We start from the raw sequence: 23339 nt of genomic DNA on the forward strand, positions 1-23339 counted from the left end.
GTCGCCGTTGAGAAAAGTAATTTCAACAATGGATGAATATTTATCAATCAATATGGATTTTTTAAAATGAAAAAAGCAGTAAAAGTATTTGCTTTATTAGCTGTTGTTTCTACCTTAACCGCATGCAGCGGCTCCATTCAGAACAAAGAGAAAGACTGCAGCTACGATTACTTGCTGCATCCTGCTATCTCCATCTCTAAAGTCATTGGTGGTTGTGGCGATACTGCAAAATAATATTCCCGTAGAATATTATTAATCCGGCCAACATAATTATGTGGCCGGATTTTATTATTACTGGTGAAAAAAGTTATTTTTCTTTCGGTGGTTAACCGACCGATGCCTTATTAATAACCTCTCGCTGAACCCGCAGGGCGGCGTACATCATTCGCTCCGTATAAATACCCTTCACGAACTTTCCCCGATACCGCACCATCATTCCCTGAACTGGCGGTACTGACACCCGCGGCACCAGGTAGCCCAACCATAATCAACTCGGCCGCCCCCCAAGGGGTTTGCTCCACCATTTTGTATCCCATCCCGGACAAAATTTTTAACGTATCGGCTGAGACACCACGTTGCTCGTAATAGACTTCATCTGGCAACCATTGGTGATGAATACGCGGCGCATTAACCGCTTCCTGGGGTGCCATACCAAAATCAATAATATTGAGTGCGGTTTCCAGGGTAATGGTGATGATGCGTGAACCACCGGGCGAGCCCAGCACCAGGAAGATTTTCCCGTCTTTTGTTACCAGACTTGGGCTCATGGAAGAGAGCGGCCTTTTCCCCGGCGCAATACTGTTTGCCGTTCCCTGAACCAGCCCATACATGTTTTTTGCCCCCACTTTAGTGGTGAAGTCATCCATTTCATCATTCATAAAAAAGCCGGTACCCGGTGCCATCACCACTGCTCCAAAGCGCCCATTGATGGTATAGGTTGTGGAGACAGCATTGCCCGCGCTATCCACAATGGAATAGTGGGTAGTTTCCGGTTTCTCATGGGGGGCAACTCCAGGCTTCAGGGATGATGAAGGGGTAGCTTTATCTGTTGGAATGGTTGCCCGGATTTTTGCTGCATAATCTTTACTAAGCAGCCTGTCTAAAGGGTTTTTAACAAACGCCGGGTCGCCAAGATAAGTATTACGATCAAGGTAGGCATGGCGCATCGCTTCTGTCAGGGTATGGATAGCCGCTGCAGAGTTAAACCCCATAGATTTCAAATCATAACCTTCGAGTATATTCAGTGTTTCGCACAGCGTGACGCCCCCAGAACTGGGCGGTGGCGCCGAAACAAAACGGTAACCCCGGTATGTGCAGGTCACGGGGGCAGTTTCCGTCACCCGGTAATTTGCAAAATCGGCGGCAGTGATAACTCCACCACCTTTTTTTGCAGCAGCAGCCACCGCTTGTGGGATGCGGCCTTTATAAAACGCATCCGTACCGTGCTTCGCTATTGCTTCCAACGTTTTTGCCAGGTCGCGCTGAACCAGACGATCACCGGGCTGTAATGGCGAGCCATCCGGGCGCAGGAAAATACTGGCGATATAGGGATCCTGTTTGAAACGCGCAACCGTCGTATCAAGGACATCGGTATCAGCCCGGGTGAGAATATACCCTTCACGAGCCAACTTAATGGCCGGCGCCATAACTTGCTCACGTGTCAACTTACCGTACTTTTTACGTGCTGTTTCCATACCCAGTACCGTACCTGGTACACCAGAAGCCAACCAACCATAAAGGCTGGCCCCTTTGACCAGGTTACCCTTTGCATCCTGATACATGTTGGCGCTGGCAGCAGCCGGAGCCATCTCGCGAAAATTAATGAAGGTATCTTTGCCATCGGCCAGGTGGATTGTCATAAATCCTCCCCCGCCAATATTTCCGCAGCAAGGGTTTACTACGGCTTCGGCATAACCTACCGCTACCGCCGCATCAATGGCATTCCCCCCTTGCTTTAAAATGGCCAACCCAACTTTGGTCGCCAGGTCCTGAGATGTTACGACCATCCCATGTTGTGCTTCTGTTGCTGGTGCCGAAGCCGCATAAATCTGGCTACTGACCAGTAACGCTGCGATGGAAAGCGCACCTTGCCATTTTCTTATTAGCATTTTTACTCCTTGCCTGTTATGTAAAAAAACCTGCAACCTTGCAGGAATTGTTTTCAATTCCGTGCAAGAGGCAGGCCAGTTTAACTATAGGCAGATTTAGGTGTAATGTTTATTTAATTATTTATAAAACAGAAGGATATATTCTCCACCGCAAATACCTTACCCACATATTCTTTATGCTTTTACATAAAGTAAAAAGACTCTGCACACCGTAGGTGCAAACTATTTCCCCAAACGGGATAACATTTCCGGGCGCATAAATTTATGGATGACCAGCATAAACAGCACCGAAGGCAATAACAGAATTAACGCGGTTATCGACGATACCTGGTAGTTACCTGACATGCTGGCGGTATAGAGCATAATCGGCAATGTCGAAATATCCGGTGCGCCAACGAAAAAAGTGCCGGTGAATTCATCCATTGACTCCAGAAACACAAAGATACTGGCCGCGATAATCCCAGGTGCCGCCTGGGGCAAAATAATGGTGAAAAAAGTGTATACCGGCCCTGCTCCCAGGTTGCGGGCTGCTCTGGCCTGTAGTGGATCAGTGGCAGAGAACGCAGCAACACTTATCCATACGGAATACATCAGCCCATGCACACTGTGCACCAACACCACTCCCAGCACCGTGCCATTAAGCCCCCACTGGTAAAATAAACGCGCAACATTCATATACACCGTGAGGTTTGGGAAAGCCTGTGGAATAAGAAATAACAACATGAATACCAGCCGCAATGGCATTGCACGTTGTGCTAAAGCGTAACCTGCCGGTACAGAAACAACCAGGCAAACCAGCACGCTGAGTAGCGCAATCCCAAGGCTGGTAAATAAAGAACCAGAAACATCACTATAAGGGCTGAATACCTGAAACCAGTATTTTAGCCCCCACTGGCTGGGCAGTGCGTGGGGGAAAAACCAGCTTTCTGCCACACTCCAGATCAGTAAATTAAGAACCGGCCCCAGCAGGACTAACACCAGAAAAATAACCAGTAGCGTTTGCCAAAACCGCCCGCCAGGAATCTGCAAAATACGCCGTGATAATTTGGCCGATGCCGTAACAGGTAACATTGCAGATGCCATTACTGGCCCCCTTTTTCTTTCAGGCTGTAGCGTAAATAAAACCAGGACAACACAACGCAGATTCCCCAGGAGACTATTCCCAACGCACTGGCAACCGGGTAATCGCCATAAGAGTTCACACGAAATGCCATATCAACTGTCAGCATGCCGGGTGAACCGGTGCCAATCATTAAAGGGACAGAAAGCACAGACAGCATCATCACCGTGGACAACACCAGTGCCACGCCCAGTGTGGGCATAACTTGCGGCAGGATAATAGTGAACAAAATACGTATTCTGGATGCCCCAAGATTACGTGCGGCCTGAATTTGTGCCGGTTCTACTGCCGCCATCGCCCCGGCAACCAATAAAGTCACAAAAGCAAATTGCTTCCAGACAAAGGTAATAATGATGCCTTTCCACCCTAAAAATGACACAGTTTCCAGTGGGTTAGCCAGGCCAGTTGCCACCAGGGCATTGTTCATTAACCCATTTTTCGCCAGGAAAGTGCGCATCATCTGTGCAGTGACAATAAAAGGAATAAACAACGGCAACCGATACAACAAGCCCAGTAACCGGGTTACTTTTTGCCAGGGAGACAACACGACTACCGAAGAAACTGTTACCGAAATCACCGCCAGCAGCACCAAAGAAATCAACACAATAACAACCGAAAAAACAATATCCTGCGAATAAAGTGAGAATACTTTACGCATAGGCTCAAGGCTGAATTGCGCATATTTACCGGTGAAGGCAGTAATCAGTGAAGACCCCATCGGCCAGATAAACAACAGGCTTATCATCAGTGCTGCAGGCGCGACTAACAGATATAAATGAACGTTTTTATTTCTCATACCAGTCTGTCCGGCTACAAGATTAGTGACCCAAAAAGTACCCAGGCGAGTGCCTGGGCTGAATAATTAATTTGATACCTGGCTTTCATAGCCTTCTTTGATGTCATCAAAGTAAGGTGCAATGGGGAAACTTTTGCCGTAGTCAGCCAGCGCCTGAGGCGTAATTTCAGCAAACAGTTTTGTCCAGGTCGCAGTATCTAGCTCCGGTTTTACATATTTTGCGTCAATCCCCGGGTACCAGTTAAATTGCTTCACGATTCCCTGAGCCTGAACAGACGGGCTGGTTGCCAGGCTAATAAAATCTCGCGCCAGTTCAGGGTGCGCAGCTTTGGCTGGCAAGACGTAATACATTGGTTGCCCAGGCATACCCGGAGACAACAGCGAAAGCTTAATTGAGGGCGGTAGTTTTCCCTGGTCTTTCCAGCTATAAAACATATCTACCCATACCGGGCCCATGGCAATTTCACCGCGGCTCAGCATATCCAGCGTGCCAGCATTACCTGGCGTAAATGTCACGTTCTGGTTAAAGTCTTTAAGCTTTTTGAACGCCGGACCCCAGCTTTGCTCAATGGATTTATCATACTTTCCGGCTGACAAACGATTGGCATCCGTTCCGCCCCATGCATAGATCCACCCCACCACAAAACTGACGCCGGACATCCCGTTTTTGATGCCGTTATACCCGAAGGCTTTTGGGTGTTTTTCTACCCACTGCACTAATTCGCTATAACTTTGTGGTGGTTTTTTTACCAGGTCACTATTCCAGGCGATGGCAGTCTGGCTTAAAAACATCGGCATAACATAACCATCAACATTCACGCCCAGCGCATTTTTCGCATTCTGGGCGCTGACCATTTTGCCTTCAGGAATAGAATCCCGGTAACGTGCCAGCAAGCCTTTTTCTACTAACTCACCACCCGCTTTCTGGTGTACTACCGCCACATCCATGTCCCACTGTTTTACGCCACTCGCCTGCTGTGCCGATAGCTTCTCCATAATTTTGTTCGAACCGGCATCCCCAGGCCCGGTTCCGATAACGTTCACTTTAACGCCAGGATGTGCCGCTTCGAATTTCGGCGCTAAAAACGTTTTCACGTAATCCACCATGTTCTGGTCACCGGCCGTTGCTACATTAAGTACCGTATCCCCCCAGGCTAAGGGTGTGAGCAGCCCGCAGGAAAGTGACGCCATTACTGCCAATTTTTTCATGGAAAACATAGTTATCCCCAAAATATTAACGAACAATAAGCCGTTACATTGCACGTGCAAAAATGTGCAAGGCTGGCGCTGGAATATGGAGTGTTACTGGGGTTTGCTGCGCCCAACAATTGGGGGCATCAGCAAACAGCATTTGATTGTTGACCCGCACACCGTGGCGGTAGTGGTGGCCGAGAAAAGCAGATTGCTCAACAACCCCGCGCAGAAACAGCCCTGGGGTGGTTTGCTCAGTGTGTTCACTGGTGATGGCAACATCCGTGCTGCGAAAATAAATTTCGCTTTCCCTGCTTTCCCGTTGCGGCCTGATACAGTCAGGCAACTGGGCAGATAACCAAACCAACCGGTTATCTGAACCCATAAAGTCGGCAACAAATGCTGTTGCCGGGTGTTGGTAAACATTTTCCGGGGTATCAAGTTGCTCGATGCTACCCTGGTTCATTACCGCAACACGGTCGGCCATGACCAGTGCTTCCTCCTGGTCGTGGGTAACAATTAACGAGGTGAAACCCAGTTTTTCCTGCAATGTTTTTATTTCATGGCGCACACTCAGGCGCACTTTGGCATCCAAATTTGACAGTGGTTCATCCAGCACTAATACATCGGGTTCAATAGCCAGCGCCCGAGCTAAAGCCACTCGTTGCCGCTGCCCGCCAGATAATGCCGCCACATTTTTATCAGCCATTCCTTCCAGGTTGACCATCGCCAGCAAATCATTTATTCGGCGCTGGCTTTCTACCTTGCCAACTTTGCGCACTTTCAACCCAAAACCAATATTTTGCGCCACCGTTAAATGGGGCCACAGCGCATAACTTTGAAAAACCATGGTGATATTACGTTGTTCAGCAGGCAGCAATGTAATATTGCGACCAGCAACAGAAACCTCACCAGATAACGTGGGAATAAACCCACACAAGGTATTCAGCAATGTGGTTTTTCCACAGCCAGAAGGCCCCAGCAATGCAAGCATTTCGCCTTTTTTCACCGACAAATCAATGTCCCGCAAAATAACCTGTTTTCCGTAGCCGGACGTTAACTGCCTGATTTGTAAATAGCTCATCGTCTTTTAACCTGATTACAGCTGCTTTTTTTCCACAGTGAACACGTGTTCATTTACCTGTAAAAAAAATGCAACCTTGAGTCGACATGATATGAGCCTACTTTGTCGTGCGTTTGTGACACTTTAATTAAGTCGGGAAGAAATTTAGCGAGGCAGAATGAAAATTGATGTTCTGGGTTGCGGCAGTGCATTTTCTTTAAATCACACCACATCAGCTATTCGTATTATTGATAACCAGCAGTCGCAGTGGCTAATTGATTGTGGCCCTACGGTTCCCCGTGCCTTATGGCAACGCAATCTGGATATTAATACGATTGACGTTATTTTTTTCACGCACATTCACCCGGATCACTGTGCGGGCCTTGCTGTATTACTGAACCAGTGGAAAAGTTTCGGGCGCGTAAAACCCCTGCAAATTTATTGCCAGGCAGAACAACAAGCCATGCTGGTTAACCAAATTGCACTGGCAAACTGGCCACACACAGAGTTGACCTTTCCCATTGAAATCCTTGCCAGCCAGCCTGCCTGGCAATGGCGCGGCTGGCAGATTCACACGGCCTTCGCGCAACATGAAATCCCAAGCCAGGCCATACGTATCGAAGCCGATAACCATGTGCTGTTTTACAGTGGCGATGGCAGGCCAACAGATGCAACCCAGGCCCTGATGGCTGGCTGTACTCTGGCTTTTCAGGAGTGTGCATCCTGGCCTCCTCTGGCTGCAGATGCTTCCCATGGCGATTATCCTGCCTGCCTGGCATTATGTGAAAAACTGGCATTAAACCTGATGGTGTTGTACCACAGCCAGGATGCTTTTCGGCCTGCCATTAGTAGCGATTGTGCTACTCATCCGCATGTCATGCTCAGTGAAGATGGGCTCACTTTTGACCTTGAAGCCCTGAGCCCGACGCTGGCGGTTCTGTGAAAATATCCAATAAACCGACAGTGACGGCGCAAGATGTTGCTCGCCTGGCGGGGGTTTCCCGTGCCGTGGTTTCCAGAGCACTCAGCAACAATGGCAGCGTTTCCCCGCAATCCCGCGCCAGAGTGGAAGCCGCAGCACGCCAATTGGGCTACCAGGTTAACTTTCTTGCCCAGGGGCTTAACCGGCAGCGTAGCCAGTTAATTGGCGTGGTGGTTGCCCGGTTAACTGACCCGTTTCGTAGTACCCTGGTCAATGCCTTGTTATCAGCCATTCAGGCCAGGGGGTACCAGGCGCTGGTCACTGAAATTACTGATGAGCAAGAAACTGGCCTGTCACTACGCCGTTTTGTCCAATTTCGGGTATCTGGGGTGATAGTAACGTCCGGGCAGCCCCCGGAATCCATTGTGCGGGAGTGTATTGAGCACCATATCCCCGTGGTAGGAATTAACCGGGCGCAAAGTGGTCCGTCCATGGATGTTGTCTGTTCAGATAACCAGGCTGGCGCTATGCTGGCAGCATCACAACTCCGTAAGGCCGGGTGCCAGTCGTTTATCTGGCTTAACTACCAGGGATCAACCTGGGCAGGCCGGGCGCGTGGAGAAGCGTTTCACCATGCACTTGCAGAAAAGGGTATCGCACTAAGGGAGTTGCAGGCGACACAGGACGGCTATGAAGGTGGGTTTCTGGCAGCACAACGCCATGATTTATTGCCCCGGCAGGCCACCACCGGTGTGTTTTGTGCCAATGCGCTGCTGGCTTGTGGTTTCCTGGATGGCATGCGCCAGCAAGGGAAAAACGCACCGACAGATTTTCATTTGATAGGGTTTGATAACACACCCCAGACTGCATGGGAAAGTTACCAACTCACCACGATTCACCAACAAGTGGATGTTCTGGCAGCAAAAGCGCTGGATTGCCTGCATGAACGGGCAAAGCACCCCGAACTTGCCGCCAGGGTCATCCCGGTGGCGGTGGAACTTGTCCATCGCCGTACTTCACCTTGTACAACAGAACAAACAGGCACGTTATGACAACTGAGCAAAAACAGGCGTTATTTACCCTGATTAAACAAGCCGGGCAGCATGCACAGACCTTGCGAAACCAGGGGCTGAAGGTTGACAGTAAAGGCCAACAAGACTTTGTTTCCGAAGCCGATGTTTGGGTGGAACAACAATTACGTTACTGGCTGGGGCAACACTTTCCCGAAGACGGTTTTTTAGGTGAAGAAAGCGGGTTACAAACCGGTAACGGGCGCACCTGGGTGATAGACCCGATAGATGGCACCACAAACTATATTTTGGGGATGGATTACTGGTGCATATCTGTAGCCTGTGTCGAAGGGGAACAGGTCGTTCTTGGTATTATTTATGCACCTGACCGCAATGAATTTTTTGTAGCTGAAGCAGGGAAAGGTGCCACATTAAACGGGCAAGCCCTGCGCCTGAGAGAACCCGACCCGGAACAAGTGGTTATTGGCCTTGGGCGTTCCGGGCGTACCCCTCTGGATGGCTACCTGAAAACATTACAGTTGTTAACGGACCAGGGCGTAGAATACCGCCGATTTGGTGCAGGCGCGCTGATGCTGGCGCATGTCGCCGCCGGGCAGGTGCACGGGTATTTTGAGGCCCACCTTAATAGCTGGGATGCACTGGCCGGTTTACTACTGATTTTGGAAGCCGGTGGCCAGGCAAACGCATTTTTGGCTCACAACGGCCTGACACAAGGTAATGTTATGTGGGCGGCGACACCGCAAGTTTGGCAGCGGTTATCGCCTTTGTTGCTCGATTAACCTCCCTGTGCCGCCGTGCTGGTAACGGCCTGGGGAGAATTGCCGGGGGCTGTGGGTGCTGGCGTATCCCTCTTCCCGGCGAACAGGTAATCCATAATATTACGCATAATGGGTGCCGCTGTTACGCCTTCGTCGCCACCATTTTCCAGGATAAGTGTTACGGCAACCTGCGGGTCGTTATAAGGTGCAAAAGCCGTATAGAACACGTGGTCTCGCAGGCGTAACGGAATGGCCTTCGCGTTATACACCTGGTTCTCTTTCAGGCTAAACACCTGTGATGTCCCACTCTTCGCCGCAATGCCGTAAGCTGCCGTATGGAAGTATTTATACCCGGTCCCATTTGGCGCATTCGCCATCCCAAACATAGCCCGGCGAACCACGCCCCAGAATGGTGACGCCGGGTCACCAACCTGTTGCTGCTCTTTGGGCGTTCGGTAGAAAGAGACGGCTTTGCCCAGCGCCATTTTCGCCATCAAATGGGGGATAATCACATGCCCGTTGTTTAACAGGGTTACCAGTGCTTTTTCCATCTGAATGGGAGTAGCAACCCAGTATCCCTGCCCGATTCCAACCGAGATAGTATCGCCGCGATACCACTGTTTTTTGTGGACTTTGCGTTTCCATTCACGGCTGGGTAACAACCCCTGGTACTCTTCATGTAAGTCGATACCGGTGTATTTACCATAGCCAAACTGGCTAAGCATTTTATGGATCAAATCGATCCCCATCATGTTCGCCACCTGGTAAAAAAACGTATCCGACGACTCTTCTATGGCCTGCGTAACCGTGATGTTGCCATGCCCCGATTTTTTCCAGTCGCGGTAACGGCGGCTGGTGCCCGGTAATGTCCAACTGGATCCACTAAACAAGTGGGTTTCAGGTGTGATGATATGATTAATCAGTGCCGACATCGCCATATAAGGTTTAACTGTTGATGCCGGAGGATAAAGCCCTTGTGTAACCCGGTTTATTAGCGGCAGGTTCTGGTTATGGAGTAGTGCGGCATAACCCTTTGCGCTAATACCTTCGACAAACGGGTTCGGATCATAAGAGGGTGTTGAGACCATCGCCAGCACTGAGCCATCATGGGGGTTTTCCACCAGCACCGCGGCGCGCTGACCCACCAGTTGTTTTTCGATAAATTGTTGCAAGGGAAGATCGAGTGTCAGCCAGATATTTTTCCCCGCAACGGGCGGTATCTGTTTCAAGACCCGGACAATACGCCCGTGGTTATCCACTTCGACTTCCTGGTAACCCGTTTTGCCATGCAATTGTGATTCGTAATAACTTTCAATACCCTGCTTACCAATATCGTGGTCAGCAGCATAATTCTCAGCTTCCCCTTCTTCACTCAGTCGCTTGAGGTCATTGTCATTAATTTTCGAGACATAGCCTATAACATGTGCCAGTGATGCCCCCCAAGGGTACTGGCGCTCCTGGTAAGTATCTATCCCTACGCCGGGGAAACGGTATTGTTCAACCGAAAACCGCGCCACATCCCTATCCGACAGTTCATCTTTCAGGATAACGGGTTTATAACGGCTACTATTGTGCAGCGTATGCCAGAAGTTATCGATATCGTCCGGGGTCAGCCCCACCACAGGCGTTAATTCAGCAATCGTGGTTTTTAAGTTTTTGATTTTGTATGGCGTAAGCTGAATATCATAGCGGGTAACATTTTTGACCAGCGGCGTGTTGTTACGGTCATAAATTATCCCGCGGGTAGGTGCTATTGGCAGCAATTTAATGTCGTTCTGGCTGGATCGCTCGCTGTAGTAGCTATGATCCAAAATCTGCAGGCGGTATAAATTAAAAATCAGAATACAAAAACAGACGATCACCAGTGCGAACGCAATGGAAACCCTGTAGACAAAGAGTTTTCTCTCTGCGTCAAAATCACGAATGGGTGTTTTTTGCATATCAATTTACAGTACAGAAATGCTCATATGCTCAAGATAATTCGAGTTGCAGCCAGGCGGCAACGCAGTGGATACCGGGGCTTACACGGGTAAGTGACCGGAGTAAGCGAGGACAGCTAACATACCTGCAATTGAAAAATGAATATCCAGGCAGGTTAAAACCTGCTCTCTGCAAGCAAGGAAGTTGCTTTCGTGGGGAAACTAGCACACAGGGTCTGGCACGCCTACCCTGAAGCTGTATCTTCTGTTCCTGATTTTGTTTCTATTTTTTTAAATGTGTCGCCTGATTATGAGCGCGCCTGAACAACATAAAAAATAAAATAGAATAAATACATTAAGATAATGGCACTTTTTACTAAAAATACGTCAGTGAGACTTTCCTACGGGTTTTGAACAATCGAAACATTTTCCTATCATTTTCGCTTCTGGAACGGTTTGCCCCAATTGCCATAGCTGAGGTGTATCAACACCATTGAGCACCAGCGTGCTACCACAGTCTGTTATCTTTTCGGCTACAACAGGCAGCATTGGGGACATGACGTACTGGTGAAAAAATGCAGGAGCGAGCACCGTTACAGCAAACATTCCACTACACACAACAGAAAATGGAATGATACCAGCACCTGCATCGCTCAGCCCCAGATTCACATCAGCCATTAACGCACTCAATAGCGGGTTATGCTGAGCATCAGCCAGATTCGGGAAAGACTCATTCACCATTAAAGTCACAAACGGCGCTAACGCGAGCTGGCGCAGGTGTTCTGGCGAAGACGCCAGGTACGCAGCCTGTTCAAAATCCATATGTAGCAGATAACACAACCCTCTGTGCTGAAACACGTGGGCAGCCCGGCTAATAAAGCTCAGTTGATTCTCAAACCAGTTTATATTGGCATTCTCTTTTGGAGAAAAGACCGCAGGCAAATAATGCTCCGGAGGTTCACCTGACATGATCCCCCATAATTTCCCGGTTTCACCAATAATGGCGGCAGAACCACCAGGCACAGAAACCTGCCCCAGCAGGGCAAGTGCTGCATTGTATTGTTCCATAACTGACATCCTTGTTTAACATCACCTAAATAATCGAAAAAACCAATTAATACATCATTTTTGATCGATAAAATACGTGTTAATGCCTATCAATTCATGCAATTTGATCGATATAAACAGGTAAAAATCCTATTGTTTTTTTATAGTTAATCATGTAATGGTTAATTTTTACCCATAAGGCAAATTTTCATCATACTGTACTGAGTTGTCAACGGCTGACATCCTGATTCAGGCCGTTCGTGTACACTTCCTCCCGGCAATTATGCTATTCAAAAGTAGCATTTAAAAATAAAGAAAAATACTTTCACTTTTTATTCTAAAAACTAAATAAATAAAAATTCTAATAATAAAGTACCAGAAAAATATGCCGTTCTTTCTGACCTGTTCTCAAATACCAAAACAGATAAATAGCCAATTAATTAATATATATTAAAATCATAACCTTACTCTGCCAGCTCCGTTTCGCTGGATAAAGTTTTAACGCCTTTTACCGATAAATTTATCATCCCCGGCTCATTTTTCTCACATTGGATGATGAACATGATAAAGAACCTGAAAGTCATAACAGGTATCATCGCAGTACTGGTGATATTTTCGGTACTACAATTGGTTACCAGCGGTTTTTTCTACTCCGCCGTTAATAATGATCGCCGTAACTTTCAAAACTCTGATGTACTGAACTACCAACAGTCACAACTTACTGACAGCTTTCTTACTCTTATTAAAACCCGTGTCACCATTAACCGGGTCGCCATTCGTTTTCTGAAAAACCAAAAAGACCAGGCCGCTATCGACGGAATGAAGCGGTTGCTGGACAGCGCCGGGAAATCACTGGTCCAGGCAGAGGGTTATTTTGCCAAATACAAAGATGCGCAAGATATCAGTGGGCAGGACACAGCTCTTGCCAGCCAGTTGGATCAAAAGTACCAGGCCATGCATGACGTGATGAAGATGTCCATTCAGTATCTGGGTGAAGGTAACTACCCGGCATATGGAAATCTGGATGCTCAGCAGGCGCAGGATGACCTGGAAGGGATGTACAACCAGTGGCGTAAACAGAACGCCAGCCTGCTACAAAATGCCGGGCAGGAAAACCTGAACAGCTATAACAGTATGAAATGGACGCTGGGCGTAATTCTGTTATTGGTTGTAGTCACTATTGTCATTTTGTGGCGTGGACTCCAGGTAATCCTGTTGCACCCATTACGTAAAGTGATGGAGCATATCCGTGCCATCGCGGATGGTGACCTGACACATAATATTGACGCAACAGGCAATAATGAAATGGGACAACTCTCTGCCGGGGTTAAGGCCATGCAGGGGTCGTTGGTTCGCACTGTCAGTGCTGTGCGTGAAACGTCAAATTCCATTTTCACTGGTGCCAGTGAAATCTCTTCCGGTAGCCACGATTTGTCTTCCCGTACTGAAGAACAAGCCGCCTCTCTGGTGGAAACTGCAGCCAGTATGGAAGAACTTACAGCAACAGTTAAACAGAATACCGACAACGCACGCCAGGCTGCGCAATTAGCGAAAACAGCTTCGGAGACAGCACTCAAAGGTGGCGAAGTGGTGAATACTGTGGTGCATACGATGAGCGCCATTGCCGACAGTTCGCAGCAAATAGCCCATATAACCAGCGTTATTGACAGTATTGCTTTCCAGACCAATATTCTGGCGCTCAATGCTGCCGTTGAAGCGGCCAGAGCAGGAGAACAGGGTCGCGGTTTTGCAGTCGTCGCCGGAGAAGTGCGCACCCTGGCGCAACGCAGTGCGCAGGCAGCAAAAGAGATTAAGGAACTTATCGACAACGCAGTCTCTCGCGTGAATACTGGTTCCGGCCAGGTGCAGACTGCAGGCTCCACCATGCAGGATATTGTGCAGGCAGTCACCCGAGTAACGGATATTATGGGTGAAATAGCCTCTGCATCAGACGAGCAAAGCCGTGGCATTGAGCAAGTTGGCCTGGCAGTCACACAAATGGATGGTGTCACCCAGCAAAACGCCTCCCTGGTTGAAGAATCTGCTACCGCCGCTGCGGCACTGGAAGCGCTGGCGGGCAAACTCCACCAGGTGGTTGATGTGTTCCGGATTAACGGTATGCAGACGCCAACGACCTCTTCCCGCAGCTCTCCCCCCACTGCACGGGCAGCCACTCATGCCTTGCCACCTGCTGGCAGCGACAATAACTGGGAAACGTTCTGATTCCCGAACCCACCTCAGGGATGAGGCTGTTTCCCCACCCAACGCAGCGAATCGCCGGGAGCTTACATTAGTAAGTGACCGGTGTGAGCGAGGCAGCCAACACACCTGTTAGTGCAAAAGACATCCCGCCAGGCGCTAAATTATTCGTGCTACAGGAAGGCGGCAACGCAGAGAATCGCCGGGAGCTTACATTAGTAAGTGACCGGTGTGAGCGGGGCAGCCAACACACCTGTTAGTGCAAAAGACATCCCGCCAGGCGCTAAATTATTCGTGCTACAGGAAGGCGGCAACGCAGCGAATCGCCGGGAGCTTACATTAGTAAGTGACCGGTGTGAGCGAGGCAGCCAACACACCTGTAGTGCGAAGAATGACGCGCCTGAACACATTTGTTTACCCTTAGCCTTAGCCTGAAACCCGAACTTTGCACTCTGCTGACTGTGGAGGGCTTACAGAATGCCGTATTATGTGGAGGCGATAATGTAGTGTGAGCCTTGTGTTATGTGTTTTCATCCTAAATATTTAGTCGCTTTGGCGGTTGTGGTGTCGGCTGGTGTACAGGCGGATATTACTGAGGCCAGAATCACTGCTGACTGTGCAAAAATCAGCCATTATGCTGCTGATGGCGAGGCGGCCTGGTCTGAGAATAAGTTTGCGGCGGCGCGTGCTGCATTTGAAGAGCAGGTGAGCTGGAGCGAGCAGTGTGACTTGCCTGATAACCAGATTGCTGCGGCTTATAATGCTGTAGCTCGTACTTATATACAGCAGAAAGATTACCACCGGGCCTGGGCATGGCTGATGCTTGCTCCTGGCTACGCTGAATCTGTGCAAAACCTGGCATTAATTAAAGACAAACTGGCTGCTGAACCTTTTTCTGATTCACCGGACGGTGTGTGGTGGAAATATGCCGGGCGGGGGATTTGGCAAAGCATTCAGGTTTCGGATGCTGGGGATAGCAAGATAAAAGTGGATTTTGAAGGCTATGCCTTTGGGCTGATGGGGCTGTATAACGGGCCGAATATGGGGCATTTTATTCGCACAGTCGCCCTTTCAGGCCACAATGCAACGGTGAAATTACGCGATAACGATGACGTCACCGATGATGATACGGATAGTGATGACAGCATTCACTGTAATATTCACCTGAAGTTCACACCAGACCAATTAACGGTGACGACTGATAAGCCGCAACAATGTGGTTTTGGTCACAATGTTACGGCCAACGGAACTTGGATTCGGGTACAATAACTGGCGAATCAGGCGAGGTGCTTTTTCAGAAATTCCCCTGCGTTTTCTGCACCTTGTTGCGTTATTGTGTGGCCCGCAGTGGCATCCCAGCTAACTTGTACCGGAATACCCAACGCCTGTAGTTTCTCCTGCGCCTGCTGGCTTTCTTGCCAGGGAATAACCGGGTCGCGCTGCCCATGAACGAGTAATGTGGGTACCGCTTTGCCTGGTTTACCCTGAAGCGTTGCCAGCCTCCCGGAAAACGCAACGACTGCGGCCAGTGGCCAACGGCCAGATACCAATGCATCCAGCGCCATAATTGAGCCCTGAGAGAACCCCACAAACACCAGTTTATCCTGTGAAGGATCTACGCCTTGTTGCTGGCAAATGGCCTGAATTGTCTGGTCAAATTCGGCGCGAGCCTCAATAATCCGCTGTGGCCGGTTCGCTTCAGTAATGCCATTCAGGCTGAACCATTGCCAGCCACCTCCTTGCCCAAAAGCCTGCGGGGCATTTGGTGCGCTGAAGTGGGTGTCGGGTAAGCGTTCTTGCCATAACTGCCCAAGTACGGCTAAATCCGCACCACTGCTGCCCACACCGTGCAGAAAAATCACCAGTTTTTTCGTCATATTTTGCTCCTTATAGCCCGTAAGCACTCATATCTGGCCCTACAGGAACAATTCCCGGTGGATTCAGAGCCTTAATTGAATAATACCCATGTTTAATATGGGCGATATTCACCGTATTGCGCACACCTGGGATATCAAGCACTCGCTGCATATACGGGTTAAGAAATGGATATTCGCGTACTGGCTTCAGATTGCATTTAAACAGCCCGTAGTAAGCCACATCAAAACGAATTAATGTCACGAACAGGCGAATATCCGCTTCTGTTAGGTGTGAACCACATAAGAACTGGCGGCCATCGCTCAGACGTAATTCCAGTTGCTCCAGCATAGTAAAGACATCATTAAATGCCTCTTCATAGCTTTCTTGTGTCGTCGCAAATCCGGCGCGATAAACGCCATTATTAAGCCGTGGATAGATAACTGCGTTCAGCTTATCAATCTCTTCACGTAATGGTTCTGGATATAAATCCCATTCGTGACTGGCTAAGTCACCAAAGCCGCTATTTAGCATGCGCAGAATATCGGCGGATTCATTGTTAACGATGGTGCCGGTATGTTTGTCCCACAGAACAGGAACCGTTGCCCGCCCAGTAAAATGTGGATCAGCCCGGGTATAGAGTTCATGTAACCACTCTGCCCCATTCAGTTCATCAATGTTCGCGCCAGGGAAATGCCCAAAGTGCCAACCCTGGTCAAATAATTGTGGTTCCACCACACTCACTGAAATAGCAGACTCCAGCCCTTTCAGTTTACGCGCCATCAGCACCCTGGACGCCCAGGGGCAAATATACGCAACGTATAAGTGGTAGCGCCCCGCTTCGGCCTTAAATCCCCCGCCTCCGGTTACGCCGGGAGTACCATCCGGCGTAACCCAGTGGCGGAAGCTGGAGGTTTGCCGGACAAAGCCGCCTTTCTCATCGGTTGCCTGAACCGGATGCCATTCGGTGGTCCATTTGCCATCTACCAGCATAGTTACCTCCTGATTACAGTAATACGTTTATTTACGGCCAAAGGGGGTTGGTTTTAGTGCCAGTGCGCCATCACCAGTCAGAGCCAGCACAACCAGGCCGATTATCCAGAACCCTGGGAATTCCCAGCCACCGTTAGGGTTGGTAAAGAAGAACCCGGCCGGGCCATGCACGGTAAAAATCGCACCCAGTAGAATCGGAATTAGTGCAACAGCCGCAACACGTGGCCAAACACCCAGAATCAGCGCAATGGCACCCACTAATTCCCAGGCCATGGTGATATAAGCCAGCCCACCGGGAAGCCCAAGGGAAATAAAGAACTTTGCAGTCCCGGCAGGAGTAAATACAAAAGCTTTTAAACCAAAGTGTGCCAAAAACAGAATACCCAGCGCGATGCGCATTACCAAAGCAGCCCAGGGTGCAGTGCGGTTATCAATCATGGTCTTTTCCTCATCAGGTCATATATTGTCGATAAGGCAAGACTACGTTATTTCTGATTGAATGATTATCCGTCCAAAGTGAGATTATTTATTTCCATTTCTGCACTAATCAAGCCATGCCTGCCCTGTGAAGGCTTCGACCAGAAAATCAATAAACGTCCGGGATTTATGGGCAAGATGGCGAGATGGTGGATAAATGGCGTACAAACCAAGTGGTGGTGTGTCCCACTGCGTGAGTAGCTTCACGACTTCTCCGCGGCGAATAGCATCACTGGCAACAAAAGTGGGTAACCTGGCGATACCTAAACCCGCCACTACTGCACTCAGGCAGGCTTCTGCGTTTGAAAAACGTAATCGCCCTTTTACTGGAAAGGGAATCAGACGGCCATCTTCATGAAAATGCCAGTGATTTGGGTCGCGAAAGTTAGTATCCACAATGCAGTCAAACTCAGAGAGTGACTTCCAGTGTTCCGGTGTACCGGCATCAGTGAGATAGGCGGGTGATGATACAGTGATGACATGTATATCACACAGTTTGCGGGCAATCAGGCTACTGTCTTCCAGGTTGCCAATGCGTAACGCCAGGTCAAACCCTTCTTCAACAATATTCACCCTCCGGTCCGAAAAGCTGACATCCAGTTCAATATTGGGGTATTCGCGGGCAAAATTTACCATCACTGGCGTCAGTTGGCGTGTACCAAAGGTCACTGGCGCGGAAACCCGCAACTTACCAGAAGGATCACGTGCCGTATGGCGCACATCGGCGTCCAGAGCGTCAAAAGCATCAATGAGCACTTTAACGCGTTCGTAATAAGCCAACCCAACATCTGTTGGAACCAGAGAGCGTGTGGAGCGCTTAAATAACTGGATACCCAGATCTTTTTCCAGCCGTGAAATCAACCGGGATGCCTGGCCATGGCTGGTATTCAGCCGTTGTGCTGCTCGTGCAAAACTGCCCAGTTCCAGCACCATTACAAACATACGATCACAGTCCAGACGATCCATCTCATTCTCTCATCACTGTTTTTTTACTTACCCGCCCTGAAACCTTAAGGATCAACATAAATTATGTTATCTATCTAGTCCGAATGGTTGATATCTTATTAAGATACCTTTCGAGTAAATTACCTTCTGTTTGAGATTTATCTCAAGACACAGAATTAAAACTGCGCACCTGAGATAGCTGACTTATGTCGGAAGAAACATTAAAGCAACAAATACAAAATCTCAAAAAACATAATGCCAGATTAAAGCGTATTGCCCACGATGCCAGAGATAAATTAAGTGCGGCACTGGATGGCACAGGGTTATGTTTATGGCAACTGGATATTCCCTCCGGAAAACTGGTTATTTTTAACCGCCGTTGGGGGGCCATGCTGGGGTTTCAGCCAAAAGAGTTAAATGCTCATTTTGATGTCTGGCGCGATCATCTGCACCCTGATGACCGCGATTTTGTGCTGGCTGCCTTTTATAACCACATTGAAGGCAAAACCCCGTTCTATGAAGCATTACACCGTATGGAAGCGAAAAATGGTTCTGTCACCTGGGTGCTGGACAGGGGCAGAGTCACGCAGTGGGATGATGAAGGCCGTCCACTGAAAGTGACAGGTACGCATATTGATATGACGAAAGAAAAAAATTATGAACAGCAACTTGCAAGCCTTGCAAACCACGACCCGCTTACTGGTCTGGCGAACCGCCACGCGCTGATCAACTATTATAAAAAGCGACAAAAACAATCAGCGTTTTCCATCGCTTTTATCGACCTGGATAATTTCAAAACCGTCAATGATACACTGGGGCACCGCAGCGGTGATAACTTGTTAGTTCAACTGGCTCAACGATTTAATGAAGTTTGCCCAGCGGACGCAATCACAGGCCGACTGGGTGGAGATGAGTTTTTGCTGATTTTCCCCTGGACGGTGGACCAGCCAGAAACCATGAGCCTTGCCCGGCAACTACTTGATATTGTTATGGTGCCATTTGAACTGGATAACGGTGAGGCTGTAATTGGTGCATCGATTGGTTTAGTTGATGTTGGTGGGCGAGAATCATTTGCCGATGCAATTTTACGTGCAGACGAAGCCATGTACTCTATTAAGCACAATGGTAAATCGGGTATTGCTGTTGGCAGCCCTCCGCCGTCACCGGCACCCAACCGCCGCCGGTAAGTTCGCAAAAATTTCATCGCCACCCGGGCCAAACCCGGCGGCAATCAGAATTTTTTGAGCCAGGGGCGAGCCCAGGAATACAGCCAAACGTTCCGCCTGCATATCTAACAGCGCTAAGGTATATTGCGCCTGTACTCCCATATCTTCAGGAATATCCAGAACTGTTAGCCCAGTAATACGGCGCAGTCTGGCCGCGTAGCTGGCATAGCCGATAAACATATCAACGCGCCCCTGGTTTATCAGCCACCCCGCGGCGGTTTCTCCTGGGGGAACGGCTAGCGTTTCACTCCCGCCAACCAGGCATTGCGCACGCTGTTGAATCGCCATTCCCTGCCCCGGATAACGCCATTCGATTTGGCGGAATAACTGCCAGGTATAGTCACCAGAGGGGTCGCTGACCGGTGTTGATGTCCCCAGGCGTAATTCCGGCCTTGAGAGCACAGACAGCCAGGTATCGCCGGGAGCCAGACACTCGGTTTTCACGGTCAGGCATAAGCGGTTTGTGGCAAAGGGCATCACCTGGCTCGCTCTGCCAGCCATAAACAAGGAGAGCGGATGGTCAAGGTTTGCTGAAGCGAACAAATCACAAGTTTCACCTTGTTCAATGCGCGCACGCAGAAGACCTGCCGGGCCAAATTCGGTTTCTACACGCTCACCACTTAGTTCATAAAAAGCAGCCATTAGCGGCTGCCAGACAGCCCTCAAACTCCCAGCGACAAGTGCTTTCATGTTAGTCTTCACCCTGGTAATTAGTGCCATAAAACCTTTGATACCAACGGTTAACTTCTTTATTGATATCAATATCGCTAAAGCGTTGTGGATAGAGTTTTTTCGCCATCCATAACTCACCCAGGCCTACCGCTTCTGGCATTGGGTAACCCCACGCTTTGGCATATTCAGGCATTAAATAGACGCGGTGATGCTTCACTGCGTCAATCACCTGCCACTGTGGAGAGCCATTAATTTCGGACACCACTTTTGGGTAGCGGGCCTGAACAAAAATGACCTGTGGATCCCAATTGATAATCTGCTCCATGGAAACCTGCTTATAGCCTTTTACCGAGCTGGCCGCGACGTTAACCGCCCCGGCGCGGGACATCATCAGCCCGGTATATTTCCCCCGACCATAGGTGGTTAAATCCGGGTTAGCCATATACGCCCGGACCTTCTCGCTCGCCGGAATATCTTTCAACCGGGTAGCCACTTCTTTGCGGTAGGCAAACGCTGCCTCATTCAGTGCCCGAGCATCCGCCTGGTGGTTAACAATTTCCCCAATAAGAGTGATACCTTCACGTAGCCCCTGATCATACGCCTGTTCATCATTGGCTAACGTGGGATTTAACCTGGCAGCATCGCCTGGTGTCGCATCATGGCGCAGCGAAATAGCAACAACAGGGATTCCCAGTTGGGTAATGCTGTCTATCATTGCTGCTGGGGCGTAATTCGTCACAAACACGACTTGTGGATGAAGTGCCACCAGCTTTTCAGTATCAACATGCGTCAGGTCACCAAGCCCTGGGGTGTTTGCCAAAAAGGGGGCCAGGCGCAAATAATTATCCCCCAGTTGTTGTTTCCAGTTTGCCAACACGCCAACAATTTTGTTACCGGCATGCATTTGCACCAATAAGTTAAGTGTTTGGTGTTGAAGCACCACAACCCGGTCCACCTGGTCAGGAATTGTCACCTGCCTGCCCAACTGATCAGTTACTGTGCGCGAAGCCTGTACAGTAAATGCCAGGCAGCAGAAAAATAAGGCTGCCAGCCAGCCTGTAATAGTGACGTGTTTCATCATTACCCCTTATTCGTTATATAAAAAATTATATAACGAATAGATTGCCGATGAACAGACAAACTGTACTGCTTTTAACATTCCGCTCCAGAGGTAGCCTGTTTGAACAATGTGGTTAATGTCTGTACCACTTGATCCGGTGAGGTAAGATCTTTTTTAACGATCAAATGCAACGGGGTAGCGCGTTTTACACCATGAGGTAATGGCAATATTTTCAGGATCCCGGCAGCCAGGTGCCCGGCGATCCGCTCTTGCGGCAACCAGCCATAACCGACCTGGTACAGCACAGCTTCTATAGCGGCTTCGAAAGTGGAAAATGTCCAGAATTCAGTTGCTGAAATTTGGTGCGTATCCAGGGCTCCGTCGAGTTCTGCGATTCGCACCTGCGGGTAGCGCGACAACGCATCTTCCCCAGGAAAAGGGATTATTTGGTGTAACGGATGGTCGCGGTGAGCCACGGCAACGAAATCGATATTCATCAACCATTCACCGCGGCCAGTTATATCCTGGCGGCGAGAAAGGATCATCACGTCGGCATCTGTGTTGATATCAACATGGTTTTCCAGCACTTCGGTGAGGTTAACCTGGGTATAAGGGTGGCGTTGCTGGAACTGGCGTAATACTGAAAACAACAATGCCCGGGGAAAAATGCTGTCTACCACCAAATCTAAACGGCTTCTGACACCACCACGCATCGACTGAGCACGCGTTTCAACATAATCAAAGGCACTAAGTAGCGGGCGTACCTGGGTCAGCAACACTTGCCCGGAAGGGGTAAGCTCTGCCCGTCTTCCCACTTGTCGCAGTAACTCAACCCCCAGACGGCTTTGCAACAAGCCAAGGTTATAACTGACAGAAGACTGGCTACGGTTGGTTGCCTCTGCTGCTTTAGCAAAACTACCAAGCCGTACCACTTGGTCCAGCAAACCCCACTGTTCAAGCGTCGTTTTATGCATAATCAATCCAATTTTTAAATCAATTTAATGCAAAATTAGCGCTATTCATTCAAAAAATGAAGATCTAAGCTGTGTTCATTCCACAGAGGAGAGACAAAATGAGCACCTTTGATAAACACGATTTGCAAGGCCTGGTAGGTAAACACCTGGTTTATACTTATGATAATGGCTGGAATTACGAAATTTACGTTAAAAATGATCGCACCATGGATTACCGCATTCACAGCGGGATCGTTGCTAACCGCTGGGTTAAAGATCAACGTGTATTTATTGCCCGTGTAGGGGAAAGTATTTATAAGATCTCCTGGACCGAACCGACCGGCACCGATGTCAGCCTGATCGTTAACCTGGCTGATCGCCTGTTCCATGGCACCATCTTCTTCCCACGCTGGATAATCAATAACCCGGAAAAAACTATCTGTTTCCAGAATGATCATATTCCGGAAATGGAAGCTTACCGCGCGGCAGGCCCGGCTTACCCTACCGAAGTGATTGATGAATTCGCGACAATTACCTTTATCCGTGACTGTGGTGAAAACAATGAAAGTGTTATCGCCTGTGCAGCCAGCGAACTGCCAAAAGATTTCCCCAATAACCTGAAATAAGGTTAATGGCCCGGCATTTCGTCATTTTGCAGGCGCCAGAATTAACGATGACCCGGAAAAAGCACTGAAAGCAAGCCCTATGGGGTATTTAACTGGGAAGAAACCCCCGTTCCTGATTATGCATGGCAGCGCCGACACACTGGTATCACCACAACAAAGTGCGCAACTTTATACCGCACTCAAAAAAGCAGGCGCCCCGGTAGAATATCTTCTGGTTGATGGTGAAGAACACGGTGATATTCACTGGTTCCAGCCAGAAATTATCAATAAAGTCGTCACGTGGTTCAGCCAGAAACTGGGTAAACCCACGCCCAAAGAGCCGCGTGGCAAAGCCTCCGCTAACGACCAGTTATAACAACCTGTTACAGGGCTGCCCACC

General features: G+C 49.1%; 22 protein-coding genes and 1 pseudogene. 9 read left to right on the forward strand and 14 right to left on the reverse strand.

From position 1 onward, the window contains the following. Positions 1-66 precede the first annotated feature (66 nt). A complete protein-coding gene (locus tag LC084_RS12630) occupies positions 67-234 on the forward strand; it encodes a DUF4223 family protein (RefSeq protein WP_226571559.1) in 168 nt (55 codons plus the stop codon). Positions 235-344: 110 nt separating this feature from the next. Here LC084_RS12630 and ggt read toward each other — a convergent pair whose 3' ends face one another. The 5 genes from ggt to LC084_RS12655 all read right to left on the reverse strand — a co-directional run bounded on the left by ggt (position 345) and on the right by LC084_RS12655 (position 6299). After that, on the reverse strand, positions 345-2108 hold the full coding sequence (gene ggt, locus LC084_RS12635) for a gamma-glutamyltransferase (RefSeq protein ID WP_226571560.1): 1764 nt from the start codon (positions 2106-2108) through the stop codon (positions 345-347). Positions 2109-2330: 222 nt separating this feature from the next. Continuing rightward, complete coding sequence (locus LC084_RS12640) at positions 2331-3179, reverse strand: ABC transporter permease (protein WP_404808572.1); 849 nt, start codon at positions 3177-3179, stop codon at positions 2331-2333. A gap of 11 nt (positions 3180-3190) precedes the next feature. Beyond that, positions 3191-4024 (reverse strand): ABC transporter permease, encoded by an 834-nt coding sequence (locus LC084_RS12645; protein WP_226571562.1) that lies wholly within the window; start codon positions 4022-4024, stop codon positions 3191-3193. 66 nt (positions 4025-4090) lie between these two features. Further along, positions 4091-5233 carry an ABC transporter substrate-binding protein gene (locus LC084_RS12650; protein ID WP_404808440.1) on the reverse strand — a complete coding sequence of 381 codons (1143 nt, stop codon included), beginning with the start codon at positions 5231-5233 and terminating at the stop codon, positions 4091-4093. Between the two features lie 43 nt (positions 5234-5276). Next, complete coding sequence (locus tag LC084_RS12655; protein WP_226571564.1) at positions 5277-6299, reverse strand: ABC transporter ATP-binding protein; 1023 nt, start codon at positions 6297-6299, stop codon at positions 5277-5279. 157 nt (positions 6300-6456) lie between these two features. Between LC084_RS12655 and LC084_RS12660 the strand changes: the two genes are divergently transcribed. From LC084_RS12660 to LC084_RS12670, 3 genes are read left to right on the forward strand one after another with little or no spacing between them, the layout of a single operon-like run. After that, on the forward strand, positions 6457-7221 hold the full coding sequence (locus tag LC084_RS12660) for an MBL fold metallo-hydrolase (protein WP_226571565.1): 765 nt from the start codon (positions 6457-6459) through the stop codon (positions 7219-7221). Between the two features lie 2 nt (positions 7222-7223). Beyond that, a complete protein-coding gene (locus LC084_RS12665; RefSeq protein ID WP_226571796.1) occupies positions 7224-8252 on the forward strand; it encodes a LacI family DNA-binding transcriptional regulator in 1029 nt (342 codons plus the stop codon). Then, a complete protein-coding gene (locus LC084_RS12670; protein ID WP_226571566.1) occupies positions 8249-9010 on the forward strand; it encodes an inositol monophosphatase family protein in 762 nt (253 codons plus the stop codon). Before LC084_RS12665 ends, LC084_RS12670 begins: the two co-directional genes overlap by 4 nt. Here LC084_RS12670 and mrdA read toward each other — a convergent pair. Next, positions 9007-10929 carry a penicillin-binding protein 2 gene (gene mrdA / locus LC084_RS12675; RefSeq protein ID WP_226571567.1) on the reverse strand — a complete coding sequence of 641 codons (1923 nt, stop codon included), beginning with the start codon at positions 10927-10929 and terminating at the stop codon, positions 9007-9009. The two genes, LC084_RS12670 and mrdA, sit on opposite strands and share 4 nt — an antisense overlap. A 366-nt stretch (positions 10930-11295) precedes the next feature. Beyond that, positions 11296-11976: a hypothetical protein gene (locus tag LC084_RS12680; RefSeq protein ID WP_226571568.1), complete on the reverse strand. Its 681-nt coding sequence runs from the start codon at positions 11974-11976 to the stop codon at positions 11296-11298. A gap of 540 nt (positions 11977-12516) precedes the next feature. Between LC084_RS12680 and tcp the strand changes: the two genes are divergently transcribed. After that, entirely contained in the window at positions 12517-14178 is a 1662-nt protein-coding gene (gene tcp / locus LC084_RS12685; RefSeq protein WP_264193504.1) for a methyl-accepting chemotaxis citrate transducer, read from the forward strand. Positions 14179-14676: 498 nt separating this feature from the next. Beyond that, positions 14677-15423: a tetratricopeptide repeat protein gene (locus LC084_RS12690; RefSeq protein WP_226571569.1), complete on the forward strand. Its 747-nt coding sequence runs from the start codon at positions 14677-14679 to the stop codon at positions 15421-15423. Positions 15424-15431: 8 nt separating this feature from the next. Here the strand turns inward: LC084_RS12690 and LC084_RS12695 are convergent, their stop codons facing one another. From LC084_RS12695 to LC084_RS12710, 4 genes are all read right to left on the reverse strand, one after another. Further along, positions 15432-16031, reverse strand: a complete 600-nt coding sequence (locus LC084_RS12695) for an alpha/beta hydrolase (RefSeq protein WP_226571570.1) — start codon at positions 16029-16031, stop codon at positions 15432-15434. A gap of 10 nt (positions 16032-16041) precedes the next feature. After that, on the reverse strand, positions 16042-17001 hold the full coding sequence (locus tag LC084_RS12700) for a glutathione S-transferase family protein (protein ID WP_226571571.1): 960 nt from the start codon (positions 16999-17001) through the stop codon (positions 16042-16044). 27 nt (positions 17002-17028) lie between these two features. Next, complete coding sequence (locus LC084_RS12705) at positions 17029-17439, reverse strand: DoxX family protein (RefSeq protein WP_226571572.1); 411 nt, start codon at positions 17437-17439, stop codon at positions 17029-17031. 105 nt (positions 17440-17544) lie between these two features. Then, positions 17545-18444, reverse strand: coding sequence for a LysR family transcriptional regulator (locus LC084_RS12710; RefSeq protein WP_226571573.1), 900 nt, complete (start codon positions 18442-18444; stop codon positions 17545-17547). Between the two features lie 185 nt (positions 18445-18629). Here LC084_RS12710 and LC084_RS12715 point away from each other — a divergent pair, with 185 nt between their 5' ends. Then, positions 18630-19610, forward strand: coding sequence for a GGDEF domain-containing protein (locus LC084_RS12715; protein WP_226571574.1), 981 nt, complete (start codon positions 18630-18632; stop codon positions 19608-19610). Here LC084_RS12715 and LC084_RS12720 read toward each other — a convergent pair. The 3 genes from LC084_RS12720 to LC084_RS12730 form a co-directional block, all read right to left on the reverse strand. Further along, positions 19584-20339 carry a substrate-binding domain-containing protein gene (locus tag LC084_RS12720; protein WP_226571575.1) on the reverse strand — a complete coding sequence of 252 codons (756 nt, stop codon included), beginning with the start codon at positions 20337-20339 and terminating at the stop codon, positions 19584-19586. The genes LC084_RS12715 and LC084_RS12720 overlap by 27 nt on opposite strands. A gap of 1 nt (position 20340) precedes the next feature. Beyond that, on the reverse strand, positions 20341-21399 hold the full coding sequence (locus LC084_RS12725) for an ABC transporter substrate-binding protein (protein WP_404808574.1): 1059 nt from the start codon (positions 21397-21399) through the stop codon (positions 20341-20343). Positions 21400-21473: 74 nt separating this feature from the next. Further along, the gene (locus LC084_RS12730) at positions 21474-22355 is read right to left on the reverse strand and encodes a LysR family transcriptional regulator (protein ID WP_226571577.1); all 882 of its coding nucleotides are present in this window, start codon (positions 22353-22355) and stop codon (positions 21474-21476) included. Positions 22356-22453: 98 nt separating this feature from the next. On the opposite strand from LC084_RS12730, the gene LC084_RS12735 reads away from it, so the two are divergent. Both LC084_RS12735 and LC084_RS12740 read left to right on the forward strand, forming a co-directional pair. Next, positions 22454-22960: a phenolic acid decarboxylase gene (locus tag LC084_RS12735; protein ID WP_226571578.1), complete on the forward strand. Its 507-nt coding sequence runs from the start codon at positions 22454-22456 to the stop codon at positions 22958-22960. 1 nt (position 22961) lies between these two features. Next, a pseudogene (locus LC084_RS12740) lies at positions 22962-23315 on the forward strand (alpha/beta hydrolase family protein); the annotation flags it as partial. Positions 23316-23339: the final 24 nt, after the last annotated feature.

The organism is Mangrovibacter yixingensis (genome assembly GCF_020523985.1).
In the GTDB taxonomy this organism is placed as follows: Bacteria; Pseudomonadota; Gammaproteobacteria; order Enterobacterales; family Enterobacteriaceae; genus Mangrovibacter; species Mangrovibacter yixingensis.